Origin of the sequence: Bacillus aerolatus (assembly GCF_009183655.1) — a bacterium.
GTDB classification, from domain to species: domain Bacteria; phylum Bacillota; class Bacilli; order Bacillales; family Domibacillaceae; genus Pseudobacillus; species Pseudobacillus aerolatus.
On record NZ_WEIO01000011.1, the window covers coordinates 107,451 to 124,781 of the forward strand.

16 protein-coding genes are annotated in these 17,331 nt (G+C 43.9%); 8 read left to right on the forward strand and 8 right to left on the reverse strand.

Going from position 1 to position 17,331, the window contains the following annotated elements:
• Positions 1 to 64 precede the first annotated feature (64 nt).
• On the reverse strand, positions 65 to 1,276 hold the full coding sequence (locus tag F9802_RS16500) for a CdaR family transcriptional regulator (RefSeq protein WP_152153917.1): 1,212 nt from the start codon (positions 1,274 to 1,276) through the stop codon (positions 65 to 67).
• Positions 1,277 to 1,424: 148 nt separating this feature from the next.
• Between F9802_RS16500 and F9802_RS16505 the strand changes: the two genes are divergently transcribed.
• Positions 1,425 to 3,089, forward strand: coding sequence for a thiamine pyrophosphate-dependent enzyme (locus F9802_RS16505; RefSeq protein ID WP_152153919.1), 1,665 nt, complete (start codon positions 1,425 to 1,427; stop codon positions 3,087 to 3,089).
• A gap of 33 nt (positions 3,090 to 3,122) precedes the next feature.
• On the opposite strand, the gene F9802_RS16510 is transcribed toward F9802_RS16505, so the two are convergent.
• From F9802_RS16510 to F9802_RS16520, 3 genes are all read right to left on the reverse strand, one after another.
• The gene (locus tag F9802_RS16510; protein WP_152153921.1) at positions 3,123 to 3,551 is read right to left on the reverse strand and encodes a hypothetical protein; all 429 of its coding nucleotides are present in this window, start codon (positions 3,549 to 3,551) and stop codon (positions 3,123 to 3,125) included.
• A gap of 91 nt (positions 3,552 to 3,642) precedes the next feature.
• Entirely contained in the window at positions 3,643 to 4,437 is a 795-nt protein-coding gene (locus F9802_RS16515) for an HAD family hydrolase (protein ID WP_152153923.1), read from the reverse strand.
• An 85-nt stretch (positions 4,438 to 4,522) separates the two neighbouring features.
• On the reverse strand, positions 4,523 to 5,050 hold the full coding sequence (locus tag F9802_RS16520) for a helix-turn-helix domain-containing protein (protein WP_152153925.1): 528 nt from the start codon (positions 5,048 to 5,050) through the stop codon (positions 4,523 to 4,525).
• Positions 5,051 to 5,285: 235 nt separating this feature from the next.
• Between F9802_RS16520 and F9802_RS16525 the strand changes: the two genes are divergently transcribed.
• The 6 genes from F9802_RS16525 (at position 5,286) to F9802_RS16550 (ending at position 10,392) form a co-directional block, all read left to right on the forward strand.
• A complete protein-coding gene (locus tag F9802_RS16525) occupies positions 5,286 to 6,446 on the forward strand; it encodes a diacylglycerol/lipid kinase family protein (protein ID WP_318636121.1) in 1,161 nt (386 codons plus the stop codon).
• Positions 6,447 to 6,598: 152 nt separating this feature from the next.
• On the forward strand, positions 6,599 to 7,105 hold the full coding sequence (locus tag F9802_RS16530; protein ID WP_152153927.1) for a DUF4178 domain-containing protein: 507 nt from the start codon (positions 6,599 to 6,601) through the stop codon (positions 7,103 to 7,105).
• A 19-nt stretch (positions 7,106 to 7,124) separates the two neighbouring features.
• Positions 7,125 to 7,796 (forward strand): PspA/IM30 family protein, encoded by a 672-nt coding sequence (locus F9802_RS16535; protein WP_152153929.1) that lies wholly within the window; start codon positions 7,125 to 7,127, stop codon positions 7,794 to 7,796.
• A 30-nt stretch (positions 7,797 to 7,826) separates the two neighbouring features.
• Positions 7,827 to 8,393 carry a DUF4247 domain-containing protein gene (locus tag F9802_RS16540; protein WP_152153931.1) on the forward strand — a complete coding sequence of 189 codons (567 nt, stop codon included), beginning with the start codon at positions 7,827 to 7,829 and terminating at the stop codon, positions 8,391 to 8,393.
• A 27-nt stretch (positions 8,394 to 8,420) separates the two neighbouring features.
• Complete coding sequence (locus F9802_RS16545; protein WP_152153933.1) at positions 8,421 to 8,816, forward strand: DUF350 domain-containing protein; 396 nt, start codon at positions 8,421 to 8,423, stop codon at positions 8,814 to 8,816.
• A 22-nt stretch (positions 8,817 to 8,838) separates the two neighbouring features.
• On the forward strand, positions 8,839 to 10,392 hold the full coding sequence (locus F9802_RS16550; RefSeq protein ID WP_152153935.1) for a polyamine aminopropyltransferase: 1,554 nt from the start codon (positions 8,839 to 8,841) through the stop codon (positions 10,390 to 10,392).
• A 159-nt stretch (positions 10,393 to 10,551) separates the two neighbouring features.
• Here the strand turns inward: F9802_RS16550 and F9802_RS16555 are convergent, their stop codons facing one another.
• Genes F9802_RS16555 through F9802_RS16565 form a run of 3 tightly spaced genes read right to left on the reverse strand, consistent with a single transcriptional unit; the run spans position 10,552 to position 14,246 of the window.
• Entirely contained in the window at positions 10,552 to 12,036 is a 1,485-nt protein-coding gene (locus F9802_RS16555; RefSeq protein ID WP_152153937.1) for a sodium/proline symporter, read from the reverse strand.
• A 52-nt stretch (positions 12,037 to 12,088) separates the two neighbouring features.
• Positions 12,089 to 13,054, reverse strand: coding sequence for an ornithine cyclodeaminase family protein (locus F9802_RS16560; protein WP_152153939.1), 966 nt, complete (start codon positions 13,052 to 13,054; stop codon positions 12,089 to 12,091).
• Between the two features lie 31 nt (positions 13,055 to 13,085).
• Positions 13,086 to 14,246, reverse strand: a complete 1,161-nt coding sequence (locus tag F9802_RS16565) for an NAD(P)/FAD-dependent oxidoreductase (RefSeq protein WP_152153941.1) — start codon at positions 14,244 to 14,246, stop codon at positions 13,086 to 13,088.
• 172 nt (positions 14,247 to 14,418) lie between these two features.
• Here F9802_RS16565 and F9802_RS16570 point away from each other — a divergent pair, with 172 nt between their 5' ends.
• Positions 14,419 to 15,621, forward strand: a complete 1,203-nt coding sequence (locus tag F9802_RS16570; RefSeq protein WP_152153943.1) for a CdaR family transcriptional regulator — start codon at positions 14,419 to 14,421, stop codon at positions 15,619 to 15,621.
• 181 nt (positions 15,622 to 15,802) lie between these two features.
• On the opposite strand, the gene F9802_RS16575 is transcribed toward F9802_RS16570, so the two are convergent.
• Positions 15,803 to 17,185, reverse strand: a complete 1,383-nt coding sequence (locus tag F9802_RS16575) for an FAD-binding oxidoreductase (RefSeq protein ID WP_152153945.1) — start codon at positions 17,183 to 17,185, stop codon at positions 15,803 to 15,805.
• Positions 17,186 to 17,331 lie beyond the last annotated feature (146 nt).

Consider the following 17,331-nt stretch of genomic DNA (forward strand, 5'->3'; position numbering starts at 1 on the left):
GAAGTGCCTCGCATGAAAAGCGGCGAATGCATTTCTGCTTGTTTTTGAAAAAAATAAGATAAATTTATGGCGTGCGGACCGGGCACTCTTTCGTTTCTCCGTAACAGCTGATCGCCATATAAAGAAGCATGCAGTCCTGAAAGCTGCTTGTATCCAAATGGGTGGCTTCATTCACTTTTTCAAGTCTGTAAATAATGGTGTTGCGGTGAATAAACATGTTTCTCGCTGCTTCACTTAAATTCATATTGTGCCGGCAATATGCCAGGAAAGTGGAAGACAGAACATCGTAGTTGTCCAGCCTGGTCAAAGGCTGAATGATGCTCAGCAGCTTTTTCTGCAATTCTGGTGTAATTTCTTTGGGCAGTAACTGAAAGGTCGTATGTTTTTCGTTGTAAAGGAAAATGTTCGAATCCATATCTGCTTTTCTTCCAAGAACCATCGTCTTTTCCGCATTGCGAAAGGATTCAGCCATGCCGCTGACACCTTTTTGCACATCTCCCACTGCGATAGAAGCGGATAAATTATATTTCGCCTGCAAAAAGTTGTTCAGCTTATGAAGCCTTTGTTCCAGGGAGGAGACGAGGGTGGAATAGGCTTGCTCTGTAGCTATCGGCTTCACGATAATTAATCGTTCAATGTTAATAAAAGAAAGGATGTCTTCTTCCGAATCATGGAAGATTAAATGAATAAAGTCCAATACATCCCTTTGAAAGTAAGGAAACGAGTAAGGATCATGAAGTTCGGGCGGATTATCCTGTGTGTGTGAAGGACGATGAATATCTATTAAAATACACACATGGCGTATTTCCTGGTTATAACCGAGTGTTTTGGCGTATTGAATAATTCGTTCATCCTGTTCATCTGTGTCGTAATGAATGATTTGCTGGATAAACACTTCTACCATTTTGGATTCAAGTTCCTTCATTTCTTTTCGAAAGGCATCCTGACACATCATTTCCACTTGATTTTTCACGAGATGAACGTATTTTTCTACTTCTTCAGGCTCACCTACAATCCCGAGAACACCGATGGCTTTGTTGTTGATCGTAATTGGTACGGAAACACCAGGAAGGATTTGCCTGATATCTTCATTGCGGCAATTAATTAAGCTCTTTTTTTTAATGACGTCGAGCGAAGGACGGTGAAAGATTCCCAGCCTTTCTTTATCAGTCGAACCAATGATGTACCCTTCATTATCAGTAATGCTGATTGGATAGCCTAAGACTGAACTCGTTTTCTCTGCGATATCTTGAGCAATATGCTCCAATATTTTCACTGGCAGCACCCCCTTGCTTCAAAAAGTGATAGCTCATTTGCTAGTTAAAAGAACTAAAATACTACCCAAATTATAACATATTTTTAGGTAAAATAAACAAAATATTTAGAATTTTATGTATAAATTAAAGCGGAAAGTAGGAATCAAGATGGTGAAATTATCAGGAGGCCGGGCTGTAGTAAAAGTAATGGAAGAAGAAAAGGTGAAAAAAGCTTTTTGTGTACCGGGCGAGAGTTACCTTGGAGTGATCGATGCCCTTTATGAACATCCGTCAATCCAGCTCATTTCAAACCGCCATGAAGGCGGAGCGTCTTTTATGGCGGAAGCTTATGCAAAAGCATCGGGTGAAGTGGGGGTGTGCATGGCAACGAGAGGCCCGGGAGCGGCAAACCTGGCCATTGGGCTGCATACGGCGATGCAGGACTCAACCCCGCTTGTAGCATTAATTGGGCAGGTGGAGCGGCCGTTCAAAGGAAAAGAAGCTTTTCAGGAAGTGGAATTTACTTCTTTCTTCAGTCACTTGTGCAAATGGACAGTGGAAATTGAATCGGCAGAACGAATTCCCGAGCTGCTGCACCGGGCGTTTTATATGGCCAGGTCTGGACGGCCGGGTCCGGTCGTCGTGTCGCTTCCGCACGATATGCTTGAAGATACAGCAGAATATATAGAACAGCATGTGCAGCGTGAGCAAGTACCACTGCCGGCAGAAGAGTCTGTCCGGGAAGCGCTCGTGAAAATTAAGGAAGCGAAGCGCCCTGTCGTCATTGCCGGCGGGGGCGTAACACGGACGAAATCAGCTGATTTGCTCGTCAGGTTTGCTGAAACACTGAACGTTCCTGTGGTGACTTCTTTCCGCCGGTTTGACGCTTTTCCAAACAGCCACCCGCATTATGCAGGCTGGCTCGGCTTTGGTTCAGAGAAAGGTCTGCTTAACTATATTAAACAAGCCGATCTCGTTGTTGCTTTAGGCACCCGTTTTTCGCAAGTGACTACTCAGGATTACACATTGCTCGGTGATCAGACGAAACTTGTGCAAATAGATATTTGCCCTGACAGCATTGGCAAAGTGTATTCTCCTATTCTCGGAATTACCTCGGACGTGAAACAATTTTTACAAAAAGCGCTGGAGCTTGCGGAGCCAGTGAAGGATGAAGTGAAGGAGCAGGCAGTCAAGAAGCTGCATGCGGCGTATTTAACTTTTTCTTCCGCTCCAAAAGACTATGCCGAGCAGTATGTGGATATGGATGGCCTGCTGCACGATATTATGCAGGCGTTTCCAAAAGATGCGATTTTGACGAGTGATGCCGGCAATTTCTTCGGCTGGTTATCGCGATATTACCGCTTTGACCGCGAAAAAACATACATTGGCCCGACATCAGGAGCGATGGGTTACGGGCTTCCGGCAGCCATTGGCGCCAAAGTAGCCCACCCGGATAAAATGGTCGTTTCTTTTTCCGGGGATGGCGGATTTATGATGACGATGCAGGAACTTGAAACAGCTGTTCGCTTTCAAATTCCGGTCATTGCTGTCGTGGTAAATAACAATATGTATGGGACGATCCGGGCTCATCAAGAAAAGCACTTTCCAGATCGGGTCATTGCAACCAAACTATCAAATGCAAATTTTGCTGAGCTGGCCAAATTATTTGGCTGTCACGGCGAGCAAGTGACGAAAAATGAAGACTTTCTGCCGGCATTGGAAAAAGCAAAAGCGAGCGGGCGTCCGGCCGTCATTGAAGTATTAACGAATCCGGAGATTTTATCTGCCAGCCAGTCGAAAGCTGTTCATTTAAGTGCGAAAACGTTTAATTGATCTAAAAAAGTGCCAGGCAAAAGCCCGGCACTTTTAAAATTCTACTTGCACTTGTTGCAGTTCTTCTTCTGTTTTCTCCGTAAATGTATAGCCAAGCTCTTTTAACTGGCTGCACACATTATCGCAAAGGTTGTTTTCAGCAACGATAAACGTCCGGTCAAACTGCATTTTATCTCTAATGGAAGCGAGCATATCGAATAAAGCGCTCGTTTTCTCTTCTTTAATGGACTTCGTCAATGCAGACGTTTCTGTTGTCACCGGAACAATCCACAGTTCACACTCATTAGGAATATTCAGCAGCTGTTCAAATACTTCTGCTTTTTCGAGCGGTGTCCGCAATGTTTCATCGTGAATTTCATATATGCGTTTAGATGACAAGTTTTTTTCTTTAAATGGAAAGCTTCCTTGTTCATCGAAGACTTGAATATCTAGCTTAGAAGCTTGATGCAAATGGCTGGTCATGATTCTCTCCCTCTCCTTTTTCTTTCTCTCTCTTAATGTGTATTGGAATAGCTTCTATAATCTATTCCCGTTTTGAGGAGAAAGAAACCTGTTAAGTGTCTGCCAATGTTTGGAAAACGTCCATTAATTCACGAAGAGACTTAACGGTATAAGTAGGTTTGGCTCCTTCTACTTGCCGGCCGTCACCATGGTCAATAAAAATCGAATCCATGCCGACACGGGTGGCGCCAAGGATATCTGTTCCTAAATTATCGCCAGCCATAATTACTGCTTCAGGAGTTAAGTCCATCAGTTTCAGCGCATGATCAAAAATGGCCGGATCCGGTTTACCAAATCCAAAGTTTCCGGAAATAACAATATGCTCAAAATAAGACGGCAGCTCCGGAATCATTGTTAGCTTTTCCAACTGAAGAGAAGGTGCGCCGTTTGTCAAAAGCAACAAACGAACCCCGTTTTCTTTTAACTGATCGAGTACGGCATACGTGTCATCATATAAAAATGGAGAAAATCGGCGCACTTCCCGGAAGCGCTCTTTCGCCCAGTCGGCTGCTCCTTCGATGCCGACCGCCTTTAACCCCTTTTCCCACGATTGAAACTGGTAATCGCTAATGTCTTTACCCATTTGGCGCAGCTGCCAATGGTGCACATCGCCAAAGTCGCCCCAAAGACCTTCAAACGGATTAATACCGAGGTGAAGAGTGACCGGATAAAAAGAATAGCGCTCATATTGTTCCCGGGCTGCTTCCCTGACAGATGACTCAATTGTTTTTCCATTCACTCCGTATTTTTGTTCTAAATCGCCGCATGTTACATCAAATGCTGTTTGAATGCTTTTGCGGTCATTCACAAGTGTATCGTCTAAATCAAAAAAAACGGCTTTTTTCATGATGATGAGTACTCCCTTTTATAGCGTAATGTTGAACTGTATTCGACAAACTCTTAAAAACTCCTGCAAAAAAGAACGAAGCCGCTTAATTAAATGTGGCTTCGTTCTTTTTGCTTCTAAATATGGAAAATAATGAAGGGAGCCGATATTTCGGAGGTTCTCTTTTAATAGCTGCGGGCTGCATGTTATTTAAAAGCAGGCGATCGCGGATAGCGATTTCCTGGTGTTCCAGTTTTTCTTTCATCCACCGTTGATATTGGGCCAGTTCTTTCACAAGTTCTTTGTTCACCTCAATCAACGTTTCCTGCTGCTGTTCAAGCCGGGCGATCCGCTCGCATAATTCGCTCGTTTCAGCAGGTGTTTGATCATATTTTTGCAGTTCCGCTTTTATGGCCAATTCAATGGCTGCTTCAAGTGGCATGTTCTGATCTTGTATTAATCGCAGCAAACGCTGGATTGTTATAATATCTTTTTGGTAAAAGACGCGGGAATTATTCAATCCCCTATCAAAGTGGTACCCGGCTGCTTCTAAGGCAGATGAGTATTTTCGCAACGTACTGGCGCCGACTCCAAGGCTTTTTGCTACTTCTGAACTGAAATAAGCCTGTTCCATTTTCATCCCTCCGTTAAATAGTCGTCTGTGACTTTCTCGAGTGGCTGCTTCCGGGACAATAGACTGTTATTAACTAGTTTCCATACGAATCCGCAAATTCCTTTCACTAGTTTTGTTGATTGATCAGTAGTTTTGTCGAGGAAAAAAGAAGAGACATGTTTGCCTGCAGTTAGAGTTGAAAAAACTGTATAAAGGGTATATACAAGTAGCACAATTAACAAAAACAGGTGGGCTGATGATGAAGTTAACGAAATGGACTTATTCCCGCCGTTACAACATTAAAGCGGTTTATGATAAATTTCCAAACTCCAATGTAATTTTCCGGATTATTAATCAATTTTATTTTATTTATATCGTAAATTGGTCGGAAAAGGATCCAGTGGTCACAAGAGAAGACTTGGAAGAAATGGAACTCTTGTTAAACAGGGAGATGGGGACGTCCCTTTTTTATCGCCAGCGAAAGTCGCGGGCAGAGTTGGGAAACATGGAAGAGAGTGAACGGGGGAAACTACAGTTGAGGAAATCAATGATTGTTGTTAATCCCGCTTCAGGGAAAGAAGAAGCGGAAGTGTACGTGGAAAAAGTTCAGCAGCAATTGCGAAAGATGGAGTATGAAACAGATGTACGGTTCACGGAAAAAGGGGGCGATGCTACAGCGTTTGCTGAAGAGGCTTGCGCGAATAAATATGACTTAGTCATTTCTATTGGGGGTGACGGTACACTGAATGAAACCATTAATGGCCTAGCTGAAAAAGGTCATAGGCCGGTTCTCGGCATCGTTCCGCTCGGTACAGTGAATGATTTTGCCAGGGCACTGAACATACCGCTTGAAGCAGAAGAAGCCATCACAGCGATTGGAACAGGAAAGTTGAAAAAAGTCGACATCGGTAAAATCAACTACCGCTACTTTTTGAATATTGCTGCTCTCGGCGATATTGCTGAATCAACTGCAGATGTGTCATCCGGGCAAAAAACGGCCCTCGGTTCGTTAGCTTATTTTTTGGAGGGGGCGAAAACACTCGTCAATAAAAAGTCATTCGATTTACGAATCCGGACAAATGACAATCAGTATGAAGAAGAAGCTTTGCTTTTTCTCGCCGCTCTGACGAATTCCGTCGGCGGCTTTGAGAAAATGGCGCCAGAAGCAGAAGTGAATGACGGCAAGCTGCACTGTTTTATTATTAAGGATACTGCTTTTCCAAGGCTCGTACGAATTGCGGCTAATCTTTTGAAGGGAGAGCTAAAAGCAGATCCGGATGTTCTCTATTTTCGGGCAAATCAATTAACCGTATCTTCCAGTCAGCCGTTAAAAGCAAATGTGGACGGTGATGCTGGTGAGAAAGTTCCACTCACTCTCCAAGTGCTGAAGGAGCATATAGATGTAATGGTTCCTTAAAGAGAACTTGCTGCAGTGGGGATTATGCAAAAAAATCAAAATAATGAAACTTTGCGTAGTGAAGAGCGTATATCATAAAGAAATTAAAAATATACCATGAAGGAACCACTAACAAACAGGGAATGATAGGTGAAAGGAATTGAGGTGAAGGCATGGGGTTTTTTGAACGGTTGTTTAAACAGGAAAAAGAGAAGCCAAAAGTAGAGAAACGGACAGTTTTAAACTTAAAGGTCGGCGATATTGTTACATATGACCTGCAGGATTATCAAGTAATAGGAAAGCTTCATTACAACGACAGCGGCTTTGCATGGGATGCCTATCAATTGCAAGGGGAGAGAGGGGTTTTATGGCTCGGTGTCGAAATGGATGATGAACTGGAACTTGGTATTTATCAGGCCATTAAGCTGCCGCTTGAAGAACCAATCCCCAAAAAAGTAACATACGAAGGACAGGAATACAGAATGGCAGAGAGCGGCAAGGCGTACGTTAAAGGAGAAGGGCGCAGTCAGAATGTGCATGGAAAAGAATTGAAATACTTTGATTTTGAAGATGATTCTGAAGAACATTTTTTATCTGTTGAAGTATGGGGCAGCGAAGTTGAAGTAAGTTACGGCTATGCCATTGAAGAATATGAACTCAAGATTTTAGCTGGAAGCTAGCTGATAGGAGGAATCGAATATGTTTCAGTTTTTTAAACGGGTAAGAACGTATGTCGGCTCGGAGTTAAATGCTGCTTTGGAAAAAGCAGAGGATCCGGTAAAAATGCTTGATCAATTTATGCGGGAAATGGAAATGGACATTCGTGATGCAGAAATGGCAGTAGCTAAGCAGATTGCCAATGAAAAGATGCTGAAAAAAAAGCTGGATGATGCAAAAAGTATGGTGGAAAAACGCCAGCAGCAAGCCGTTACAGCTCTTGAAGCAGGGAATGAAGATCTTGCCCGCCGTGCACTTGAAGATAAAAAAGTGTATGAAGGCCAGGCTGAATCGATGCGCACAGCCCACGCGCAGGCGTCACAAGATGCTTCTGTCTTGAGAGAAAAGCTTGGTGAAATGAAGCAGGAATACGAGGAAATGAGATTGAAAAAAGATTCTTTAAAGGCACGTGCTGAGTCAGCGAAAGCGAGAACGAAAATGAACCGGGCAATGTCTTCCATTGGCGGCGATGAATCACGGCGTGGGTTTGAACGTATGGAAGAAAAAGTACTGCGGTATGAGGCGGAAGCAGAAACATCTGATGATTTAAGATCTTCCACGCGCAGTATTGATGCCGAGCTGGATGCGCTGAAAACAAATAGTGCGATTGACGAGGAATTAGCAGCTTTAAAGAAAAAATTAGGGAAAGAATAATTCTTTCCTCTTTTTATTGGAGTGTTTTCCATGAAAAAACGACTATTTTTGTTATTTGCTTTATTTGCCGCAGCGGCCGGTCTTTTAGCCGGCTGCGGGTCGGCGCAAATAGAAGATTACATATCAGACCGCTATTCGCTAATTGATGTCGTCCGCAGTCAAGATGCCGGAATAGAAGATTCTTATGTTTATCTAGCAGAAGATCAGCAAGTGAAAGAGGTGGCGGATGAACTGATTCAAGTGCAAAAACCTGATGAAACCGGAAAGTATGTAAGTGGCAAACAAGTTCTTATTTATGACGATCAATTCGTCATTTTAACAGAGGCCCCTGATCAGCCGGACCAGACACTGATTGAAGTGTCCGATCAAGAGTTTGTTCGCAGTTATTATCATCCGGGCTTCTTTCAAGGGATGCTGCTTGGGCACATGTTAAGCAATATGTTTGGCGGGGGCTGGGATCGTTATCAGCGCGGCCGGTGCGGTTCTGCTTACAACAATGATTGCTATGGCGGCTATGGTTCAACGGGCAGATGGAATTCCGGAGCGGGCGGACGCGGCTCTACCTTCCGGGGCGGGGGCCCGGGAACGGGGAAATAATTGATTATTTAGTAGAGGAGAAGTGAAATGAATCCGTTTTTATTAACCTTTCTTTATTTTGTGGTAGCCATTTTAGTTGTGATGGCTGGCTTGTTTATTTTTGAAATGCTCACCAGAAAGTATAAAGACTGGCATGAAATTAAAGAAGGAAACGTTGCTGTGGCGCTTTCGATAAGCGGAAAAATAGTTGGTATCTGCATTATTTTAATGTTCTCTAGCCTCCATAATGACACGATTATAGAGACATTAATTTGGGGAGGGTACGGTGTGGTTTTGCAAATGGCAGCCTATTTATTGTTTGAGCTGTTTACCCGTAACTTTTCAGTTGAAGAACAATTGAAAGCACGCAATAGTGCAGTAGGAATTGTTTCATTCTGTGTATCCGTCGGGCTTTCATTTGTGATCGGCGCGTCTATCACGTAATGGCGCACGGCAGGTGGAAAAAATGAATAAAGAAGAATTATTGAAACAAAGCAGCAGCATTTACTGGGCATCAGGGATCGTATCGATTTGCGGCATTATTTTTGAAGTTCTATTTGGTGCTCTCGGTTCTTACATACTTGGAGACGGCGTGAAGCAGTATACGCTGACAATCTCGCTTTTTTTAACGGGTATGGGTATTGGCGCCTTTATAAGTGAAAAGATTACAAAGCAGCTAGTTCTCTCCTTCATTTGGATTGAATACGGCATCGGGCTGATTGGCGGGTTTTCGGCTTTTCTTTTATTTGGAGTAACCGCCTACTTGCCGGATGGAACAGACGCACTGTTTTTATATGGGGTTACACTCATTGTTGGTACATTGACAGGAGTGGAGCTGCCGGTTTTAATCCGCAAAGCAAACGACATCGGCGTTGCTTTGCATAAAAGCACAGCGAAAGTGTTATTTTCCGATTATGCGGGCGGCTTGATCGGCGGACTGTTATTTTTATTTTTGCTCCGCCCTTATTTCGGCCTCGTGAAAACGGCATTTATTGTAGCGACGATCAATGTGGTGGTGGCGCTCTGGATAACCGTGAAATTCAGGCAGGAGCTGTCTAATTTTGCTCTCCATGCAGGAGCGGGGGGCTTCTTGCTTGTGCTTATTTTGGCCGGTATTTTATTTGGGGAAGAAGCGGCTTTCCATTTTGAACAGAAACTGTACAAAGATCCAATTATTTATTCGGAACAAACCGCTTACCAGCAAATCGTATTAACGAGAGAAGAAGGGGATACAAGACTTTATTTAGATGGCCAATTGCAGTTTAGCGCGGCTGATGAGCATCGTTACCATGAAACTCTTGTTCATCCGGCCATGGCAGCGGCAGGCAGCCGTAAGCGGGTGTTAGTCCTCGGCGGCGGGGATGGGCTCGCTGTCAGAGAGGTGTTGAAGTATGGTGATACCCACTCTGTTACGCTTGTGGATCTCGACCCGAAAATGGTGGAACTGGCCAATACGCACCATCTATTAACAGAGTTAAATGAGCATTCGCTTAAAAATAAAAAGGTGAAAGCCATCCATCAAGACGCGTTCCGCTACCTGGAAGAAACAGATGGCTTTTATGACGTAATTCTTGTGGACTTGCCCGATCCGAACAATGAATCGCTCAATAAGCTTTATACGGCAGAGTTTTATTCCTTGCTCCGTAACCATCTAGCCCCAGACGGGGCAATGATGGTGCAGGCGACAAGTCCTGTGTTTGCACCTGAAGTGTACTGGACAATTAATAAAACGATTCAAGAAGCAAAACTGCTGACAAACAATTTGCATGTTGATATTCCAAGCTTTGGCGGCTGGGGATTTGTTCTCGCTTCGCGTCAGCCTATTTTGGTTGATAGTTTGGAAGTGAAAGCAGAAACAAGCTATTTGACGACAGAACTTCTGCCAGCGCTTACCCGGTTTGGAAAAGACGAAGATGCGACGATTAAAGATACGAATGGGAGGCCAATTGAATTAAAACCGAATACGTTGATTCGGCCCAACCTCATTGAAGTGTATGAAAAATCGTGGAGATATTATTAGCAGTAAATGAATTCTCGAGATACATTGATATGATAGATGATAAATTATCGATTAAACATGAAGAAGTTTAAAAAGGGAACCGTCCGAAAAGTCATTGAGTAACTGGCTTTAGAACAGTTCCCTTTATTTATTAACCGTTTGATTATTAACTAACTTTCATTAGCCAATCACTTTCGTGGACATATCGCCTTCTTTTGTGTTTTTCACCTCGCCGCTGCTTTCCTTTACCGGGAAAAGCAAGCTGAAGACGATGCCGAAGAAAGCGGCGATAAAAAAGGTAGTAAAGCGGGAAGAGATAATTTCTTCAAGCGGTGTGGAAATCCAGATGATGGTACCGATAAAGCCGGAAAGAATAGTAGCAATTACGCCGATTCCGGAATAGCGTTTCCAGAAGAAAGTGAGAATGATTGCTGGTGAAAGCGTACAGCCGACACCTGCCCACGCCCAGCTGACGACGAGATAGACGAGCGATTTGGACGTTAAAGCAATGACTAATCCTAATAAACCGGCCCCAATGATCGTAAGTCTTGAAATAGTGACAAGCTGTTTTTCAGTCAACTTTTTGCCGAGAGCATTGTTGACGATATCTTCGCTCACTGAGCTTGTAATGACGAGGAGCTGGGAATCAGCCGTAGAAATGATAGCTGCCAATATACCTGAAAGTAAAATACCTGCGATCCAAGGCGGCAATAAGTCAAGAATCATAAATGGCAAAATCGTTTCTACGTCGGCAAAACTTTGTCCTTGGTATAAAGTGAGAGCAGTAAGTCCAATCATGAACGCACCGCCGTAAGCGAGAATCGTCCAAGTAATAGCTACACGGCTCGCGGTTTTTGCTTCTTTTTCATTTTTTAACGCCATAAACCGGGCGCTGAGCTGCGGCTGGCCGCCAAGGAAGCCGAAGAACCAGGCAAAGTTATTGAAGAGGAGGAGGCCTAGAGCAAAACCGATGGCCCCGCCTGTCCATGAATCCATTGTAGGGCCGGCAGCTGTTAATGCCGCACTGATAGAAAGGTCAGCGGCGTTAATATGGAAAAGGGCAACGATTGGCAGGACAACTAACGTGACGAGCATCATTAAACTTTGAATCATATCTGTCCAGACGACAGCGGTAAATCCGCCGAGGTAAGAGAGGAGAATAACGATCGCGAGACTCAAAACAGCTCCCACGGTCACATTGATGTTGAAAACAGCGAATAATGTTTTACCGGCACCGGCAATTTGAGCCCCAAAATAAAACATCATAAAGCTGATAATTAAAATCGTCGACATCCAGAGAATAATTTTCGAATGGCTTCCGAATCGTTTAGCTAAGTAACCAGGCAGTGTCATGACTTGGTGTTCTTCTGCTTCTTTCATAAAACGTTTCGCTAAAAACAGCCAGGAAAAAACAATCCCTAATGAAATACCAACGGCAACCCATACACCGGAAAGACCGGTGGCGAAAACAAATCCTGTATAACCTAAGAGAAGCCAGGCTGATTCACCGGTGGCTCTTTCCGAGAAAGCAAGCGCCCAGCCCGGCAGTTTCTTGCCGCCGAGAAGGAAAGAGGCGTGATCCATCTCTTTCCGGCTAAACAAATAACCCGCCCCAAGCATCAGTAAACAATAAAGAACAAATTCAACCATAACTATGGTATGCACGTTCCACCATCCCCTTTAGGATTTATTGAATTTAAGGTTTACTGCTTCTATTTTAAAAGTCTATTTCCTGGCCGATACTTTGCTGAGCAGCTTTTTCATAGATGGCACGAGCGGCAACGACATCAAATAAAGCCATGCCGGTTGATTTGAAAATTAAGGGTTTTTCCATACTAATATCGGGTTTCACTTTGCCAGTGACAACACTTGAGAAAGGAATTAATTGAGATTCCACTAACCAGCGGTTTTTGATCGGGTCAATCACATCGCCTGTTTCATGGATGGCATCGAGTGTATCAATAAACAGGTGGTCTGCCTGTTTGAAAAGCGATTCTGGAAGTTCTCGCATATGTGGCTGGAAAGAGCCGACGCCAATGACTAGCTTTCCATTGTAAATGTCGGGCTGATTGGGCAGGACAGGTGCTTCGGACGTTGTAGCAGCGATGATAATATTTGAATGGGTGACAACTTCATCAGGCTGATTCATGATGTGAATGTTGATATGAGGGGGCAGGTGTGCTTGAATGTCTTTAGCAAAAGCGGCTGCTTTTTCTTGTGTCCGATTATATAAGTAAATGTCTTGGATTTTGCGCTCCAGACACACAGCCAACAGCTGATAAAAACCTTGGGCGCCCGTCCCAATCAACCCAGCAGATGCGGAGCCAGCGGGAGCTAAATAACGGGCAGCGAGACCACCTAATGCCCCCGTGCGTAAGCCGGTCAAATACGTCCCGTTTAAAATAGCTTTCGTTTCACCGTTCGTTCCGTCAGTTAAGATCATTAGCCCTTGTGTGACCGGATGATCTTTATTATTCGGGAAGACGGTAACAATCTTTGTGCCTAATGATTGATTAGCGGCGCATGGCATCAGCAGCAAGGTGTTTTCGTTATGAGACATGTGCGTTCTCGCATCCATTTGAAACTGCTCCTCGTCATAAAGCTTATACGCGAGTTCCACAGCCTCGATCACATTGGCCATTCCAGCTGCCTGCTGCATGCTTTTTTCATTTAAAATTAACAAATAAGTTCACCTCTTTATAGATCTTAATGAGCTACACTATAGCGTGCTCGAGGACTAAATCATTCTCCGCAAATCGTTCGACGCGCAACGGAGTCAAGTCGAGCGTTTCATACTTTCCTTTGCAGATTAATTCGGCCAATCCAATGCCGACACCAGGCGCCTGCTGCATGCCGTGGCCGCTGAAGCCGAGCGCCATGTAGTATCCTTTCATCGCTGGGTGCTCGCCAATAATGGCATTTTGGTCTTCTGTGTTAAAGTCATATAAGCCTGCCCAGCCGGATTCGAGCTTCACGCTTTCAAAGTTAGGAACACGGTGTGCCAGAATAGGCCACAGTTCCTCAAAGTACGAACGCTTCCAGGAAAAATCAATGCCTGGTTTAACGTCTTCAGAAAAGCCGGTAATGACCCGGTCGCCTTCATGGCGAAAGTATACACCTGTCGGATCGACTGTGAGAGGCAGCGGTTTTTGGAGCGGAACCGATGAATCAAATTGGAAAATTTGTCTTTTTAACGGAACGATCGGCAACGAAAGCCCAATTTTTTCACTTAAAATAGCTCCCCAAGCACCGGCGCAATTAACAACGATGGGGGCTTTGTATTCTTCGCCGTCGAGTAAACGGACCCCGGTTATCCGGTCGTTTTCTGTTAAAAACGTATCGACCTCTTTTGAGACATAATCGACTTCCAGCTTTTGTGCGTTTTTCTTATACGTCTGCATGACCGAATAAGCATCCAAGTAGCCGTCTTCAGAACAATACAGGCCGCCGGCAAGGTCGTTTACTGCCAGTTCGGGAATAATGGAGCGAAGTTCATCAACAGAAAGAAATTGAGATGGAACGCCTAATTCATTTTGCAGTTTTCGCTGGCTTTCAATGCCAGGAACCATTTCTTCAGTCGCTAAAAATAAATATCCTCTTTGCTGAAAATCAATTTTTGCCGGTTCCCCGTTAAGCGCCATCTCTTCGGGGAATGCTTTGTATTTTTGCAGACTAAAGCGGCTTAACTTAATGTTAATGGCTGTTGTGAATAACTGCCGAATTCCTCCAGCGCTGCGGGGAGTGGATGAGAATTCGTAAATCGGGTCTTTTTCGAAGACGGTAATTTTGCCCTCAAATCCACTTTTACGCAAAGAATAAGCTGTGCTTGATCCCATGACTCCGCCGCCTACAATGACAATATCTGCTTTATGCACATAACATCCTCCTCTGTCTTTTAGTTACTTTTGTTTTGTTATTCTCCATTATAGTTAGAAAGCGCTTTCATTCAATATGCAATTTATACAAAAAATTGGTATAATCAAGAGGATAAATAAACGGAATATTAAGAATTATCCTGTGAGGCCAATCATCTGTTGAGGTGAAGCGATGAAATTTTTTGAACAAATTGCCCAATCAATAGTGGAACAAACATCAACTGTTTTGGACGTGTCGATGAGTATTACAGATGCGAATGGAATTATTATAGGGTGCAGCAGTGTGGAGCGGATAGGCTCATACCACGTTGTGACGAAAGAAGTAACAAAAGCCGGAAGGTCTATCATTTTTACGAAAGAAAAAGTAGCAGACCGAGTGAATGTGCTCCCTGGTGTGGCGACGCCCATTCGCTTTCAGCAGCAAATCATTGGAGTGCTTGGCATTATTGGAGAGCCGGATGAAGTCGGCCGTTATGTAGAATTTGTGCGGAATCACGTGGAAATGATGCTGCGGGAGTCATTTCGGACAGAATCATTTTATATTCAGATGAAAACAACCGAGCTCTTTATCCAGCATTTGATTCATTTCAAAGAATGGGACAACGAAGGAACGCTGCACAATTATTGTGAAATGTCGGGCTTTCATTTTGACCAGCCGCGCTTATGCATTTTGATTGATATTCCGTCCTTACATAAGCCGAAGGAAGAGGAGAACAAACCGGTTAGGATCTCACAATATGATTTATTCCAGATGATCAGCAACTTTTTTGAAGATCATTCTGAAGATATCATCAGCCCGATCAACCCAAAGCAATGGATTGTGCTTAAATACATGGAAGGCTATGATGCTGACAAGCTTAGACACCAGTGCGAACGCGCAGTAAAAGGATTAAAAAACTTTCTGCAAAATAACAAAATTCCCGGTAAAGTGTCCATCGCTTACGGAAAAAGCCATGAAGGCCTGGCAGGTGTCAGCCGCTCTTACCACCAGGCGCTGCAAACATTGACAACAGGGAAGCAAAGCAAGGCGGAGGCGTGCATATATGCATTTGATGACTGGAGTATTTTGTTGAACACACTTATTAAGGAAATTAATCCGGCTTTTTCAGAAACACTAAATGACTATATCGAAAAGCTGTTGTCTCAGCCGAATGCATCTGTACTGATTGAAACGTTTCTCGTTTATTGCGAGCAGGGGCTGAACGTCAGCCAGGCTGCGAGGAGATTGTACGTTCACCGCAATACCTTGTTATACCGCCTGAATCAATTGAATCAAATTTTCACCATTGATACGCAGTCTTTTGAACAATGTATGCTTCTTTATTTGGCATTAAAGCAAAATAAGAAAGTGGAACAGTGGGCGCAAATGATATGAAATAAATATAGACATTTATCATTGAACGATGTGCATATTTCGGTGGTTCCCGTTCATAATACGGATGCAGGTGTACAAAAATTAGGGTTGCTCGTGCACAACGCGGCGCTGCTTTCCTATATTCATTAAAAAGGCTGCCCAGATGTCAGTTAGTCACTGACTTTCAGGACAGCCTCATCAACTAGACCGTCGCTTTTGTTTCAACAGGAAGCAATTTTCCGGGATTTAAAATATTGTCAGGGTCGAGCATATGTTTAATGCCTGCCATCACGTCAAGTGCTTCGCCGTGTTCCTGGCGCTGGTACTTGATTTTGCCAAGGCCCACTCCGTGTTCTCCTGTACAACTGCCTCCGAGAGTGAAAGCAAACTCAACAATTTCCTCATTTAACAGGCTCGTCTTTTGAACTTGTTCTTTATCTTTCGGATCAAATAAGACGAGTGTATGGAAGTTTCCGTCACCGATGTGTCCGAGAACGGCTCCGTCAAAGCCGTGTTTTTCAATGCGTGTGCGGGCGTATTCCACCATCTCGGGCAGTTTCGATATTGGCACACATACATCTGTGCCGATCGTCTCAAGCTTCGGGTCGCTGTGGCGAAACGCATAGGACAAGTCGTGTCTTGCTTTCCAGAGCTGGGCTCTTTTTAAGCTGTCTTTTTCGAATGTAAACTCCTGGCACTCGTGTTCTTCGAATAAATCATAGACAAATTGAGCGTCTGCTTCATTTCCGGCTTCGTTGCCATGGAATTCAAGAAATAAAGAAGGCTCTTCGGGGAAAACGGTTCCGCTGAAAAGATTGACCTGGGCGATGGAGCGGTCATCAACGAGTTCCATGCGGGCAATCGGGATACCGGCAGAAAGGATGGAAACGGCAGCTTCCACACATTGTTTTACCGTAGGGAAGCAGGCTCTCGCTGCCATAATAGATTCAGGAATGCCGTGCAGCTTTAACGTGATTTCCGTAAATAAGCCGAGGGTCCCTTCTGATCCGGCAAATAAGCTGTTCAAGTGATAGCCGGAAGAAGACTTTTTGGCAAGTGTACCTGTATGTATAATACGGCCGTCTGCCAGCACGACTTCGAGGTCGAGTATTTGATCTTTCATGACGCCATATCTCACAGCTTGTGTGCCGCTTGCGTTCGTGGCGGTCATTCCGCCGATCGTCGCATCAGCTCCAGGATCTACCGGAAAAAATAATCCATGCTTGTTCAATTCATGATTTAACTGCAGTCTTGTCACTCCAGGCTGTACTTTTACGATTAAATCTTCCGCGCGCAGTTCAACAATTTGGTTCATTTGGCTAAAATCGACTGATATGCCTTTATGAACAGGAATGGCATGGCCTTCAAGGCCTGATCCCACCCCGAAAGGAACAACGGGGATTTTATTTTCTTTCGCAAATGCAACAATCTTTTGAACATCTTCTTTCGATTCCGGGAAGGCAACAACATCAGGTAGTACAGGCTCAAAATAAGATTCATCTTTGCTGTGATGCTCGAGTATTGTTTCGTTTGCCGTCACCTTTTCCGGACCAAGAAGTTCAGTTAAGTGTTTTAAAAGATTCATCGTTTCACCACTTTCGCTGCCTATATTTTTTGAAAAATCATTTAATTTAATGATAGCATATCGTAAAATTACTGTATACTGAATACTGTATATAATTACCAGAGGGGAAGCGTTTTCAATTAATTTGCAGAAAAAAACAGCTCGAT

Bases quoted from the DNA above. Each gene is read 5' to 3' on its own strand.
- F9802_RS16505 (WP_152153919.1), top strand. From the start codon at position 1,425: ATGGTGAAATTATCAGGAGGCCGGGCTGTAGTAAAAGTAATGGAAGAA.
- F9802_RS16520 (WP_152153925.1), bottom strand. From the start codon at position 5,050: ATGGAACAGGCTTATTTCAGTTCAGAAGTAGCAAAAAGCCTTGGAGTC.
- F9802_RS16540 (WP_152153931.1), top strand. From the start codon at position 7,827: ATGAAAAAACGACTATTTTTGTTATTTGCTTTATTTGCCGCAGCGGCC.
- F9802_RS16515 (WP_152153923.1), bottom strand. From the start codon at position 4,437: ATGAAAAAAGCCGTTTTTTTTGATTTAGACGATACACTTGTGAATGAC.
- F9802_RS16545 (WP_152153933.1), top strand. From the start codon at position 8,421: ATGAATCCGTTTTTATTAACCTTTCTTTATTTTGTGGTAGCCATTTTA.
- F9802_RS16525 (WP_318636121.1), top strand. From the start codon at position 5,286: ATGATGAAGTTAACGAAATGGACTTATTCCCGCCGTTACAACATTAAA.
- F9802_RS16550 (WP_152153935.1), top strand. From the start codon at position 8,839: ATGAATAAAGAAGAATTATTGAAACAAAGCAGCAGCATTTACTGGGCA.
- F9802_RS16510 (WP_152153921.1), bottom strand. From the start codon at position 3,551: ATGACCAGCCATTTGCATCAAGCTTCTAAGCTAGATATTCAAGTCTTC.
- F9802_RS16575 (WP_152153945.1), bottom strand. From the start codon at position 17,185: ATGAATCTTTTAAAACACTTAACTGAACTTCTTGGTCCGGAAAAGGTG.
- F9802_RS16530 (WP_152153927.1), top strand. From the start codon at position 6,599: ATGGGGTTTTTTGAACGGTTGTTTAAACAGGAAAAAGAGAAGCCAAAA.
- F9802_RS16535 (WP_152153929.1), top strand. From the start codon at position 7,125: ATGTTTCAGTTTTTTAAACGGGTAAGAACGTATGTCGGCTCGGAGTTA.
- F9802_RS16570 (WP_152153943.1), top strand. From the start codon at position 14,419: ATGAAATTTTTTGAACAAATTGCCCAATCAATAGTGGAACAAACATCA.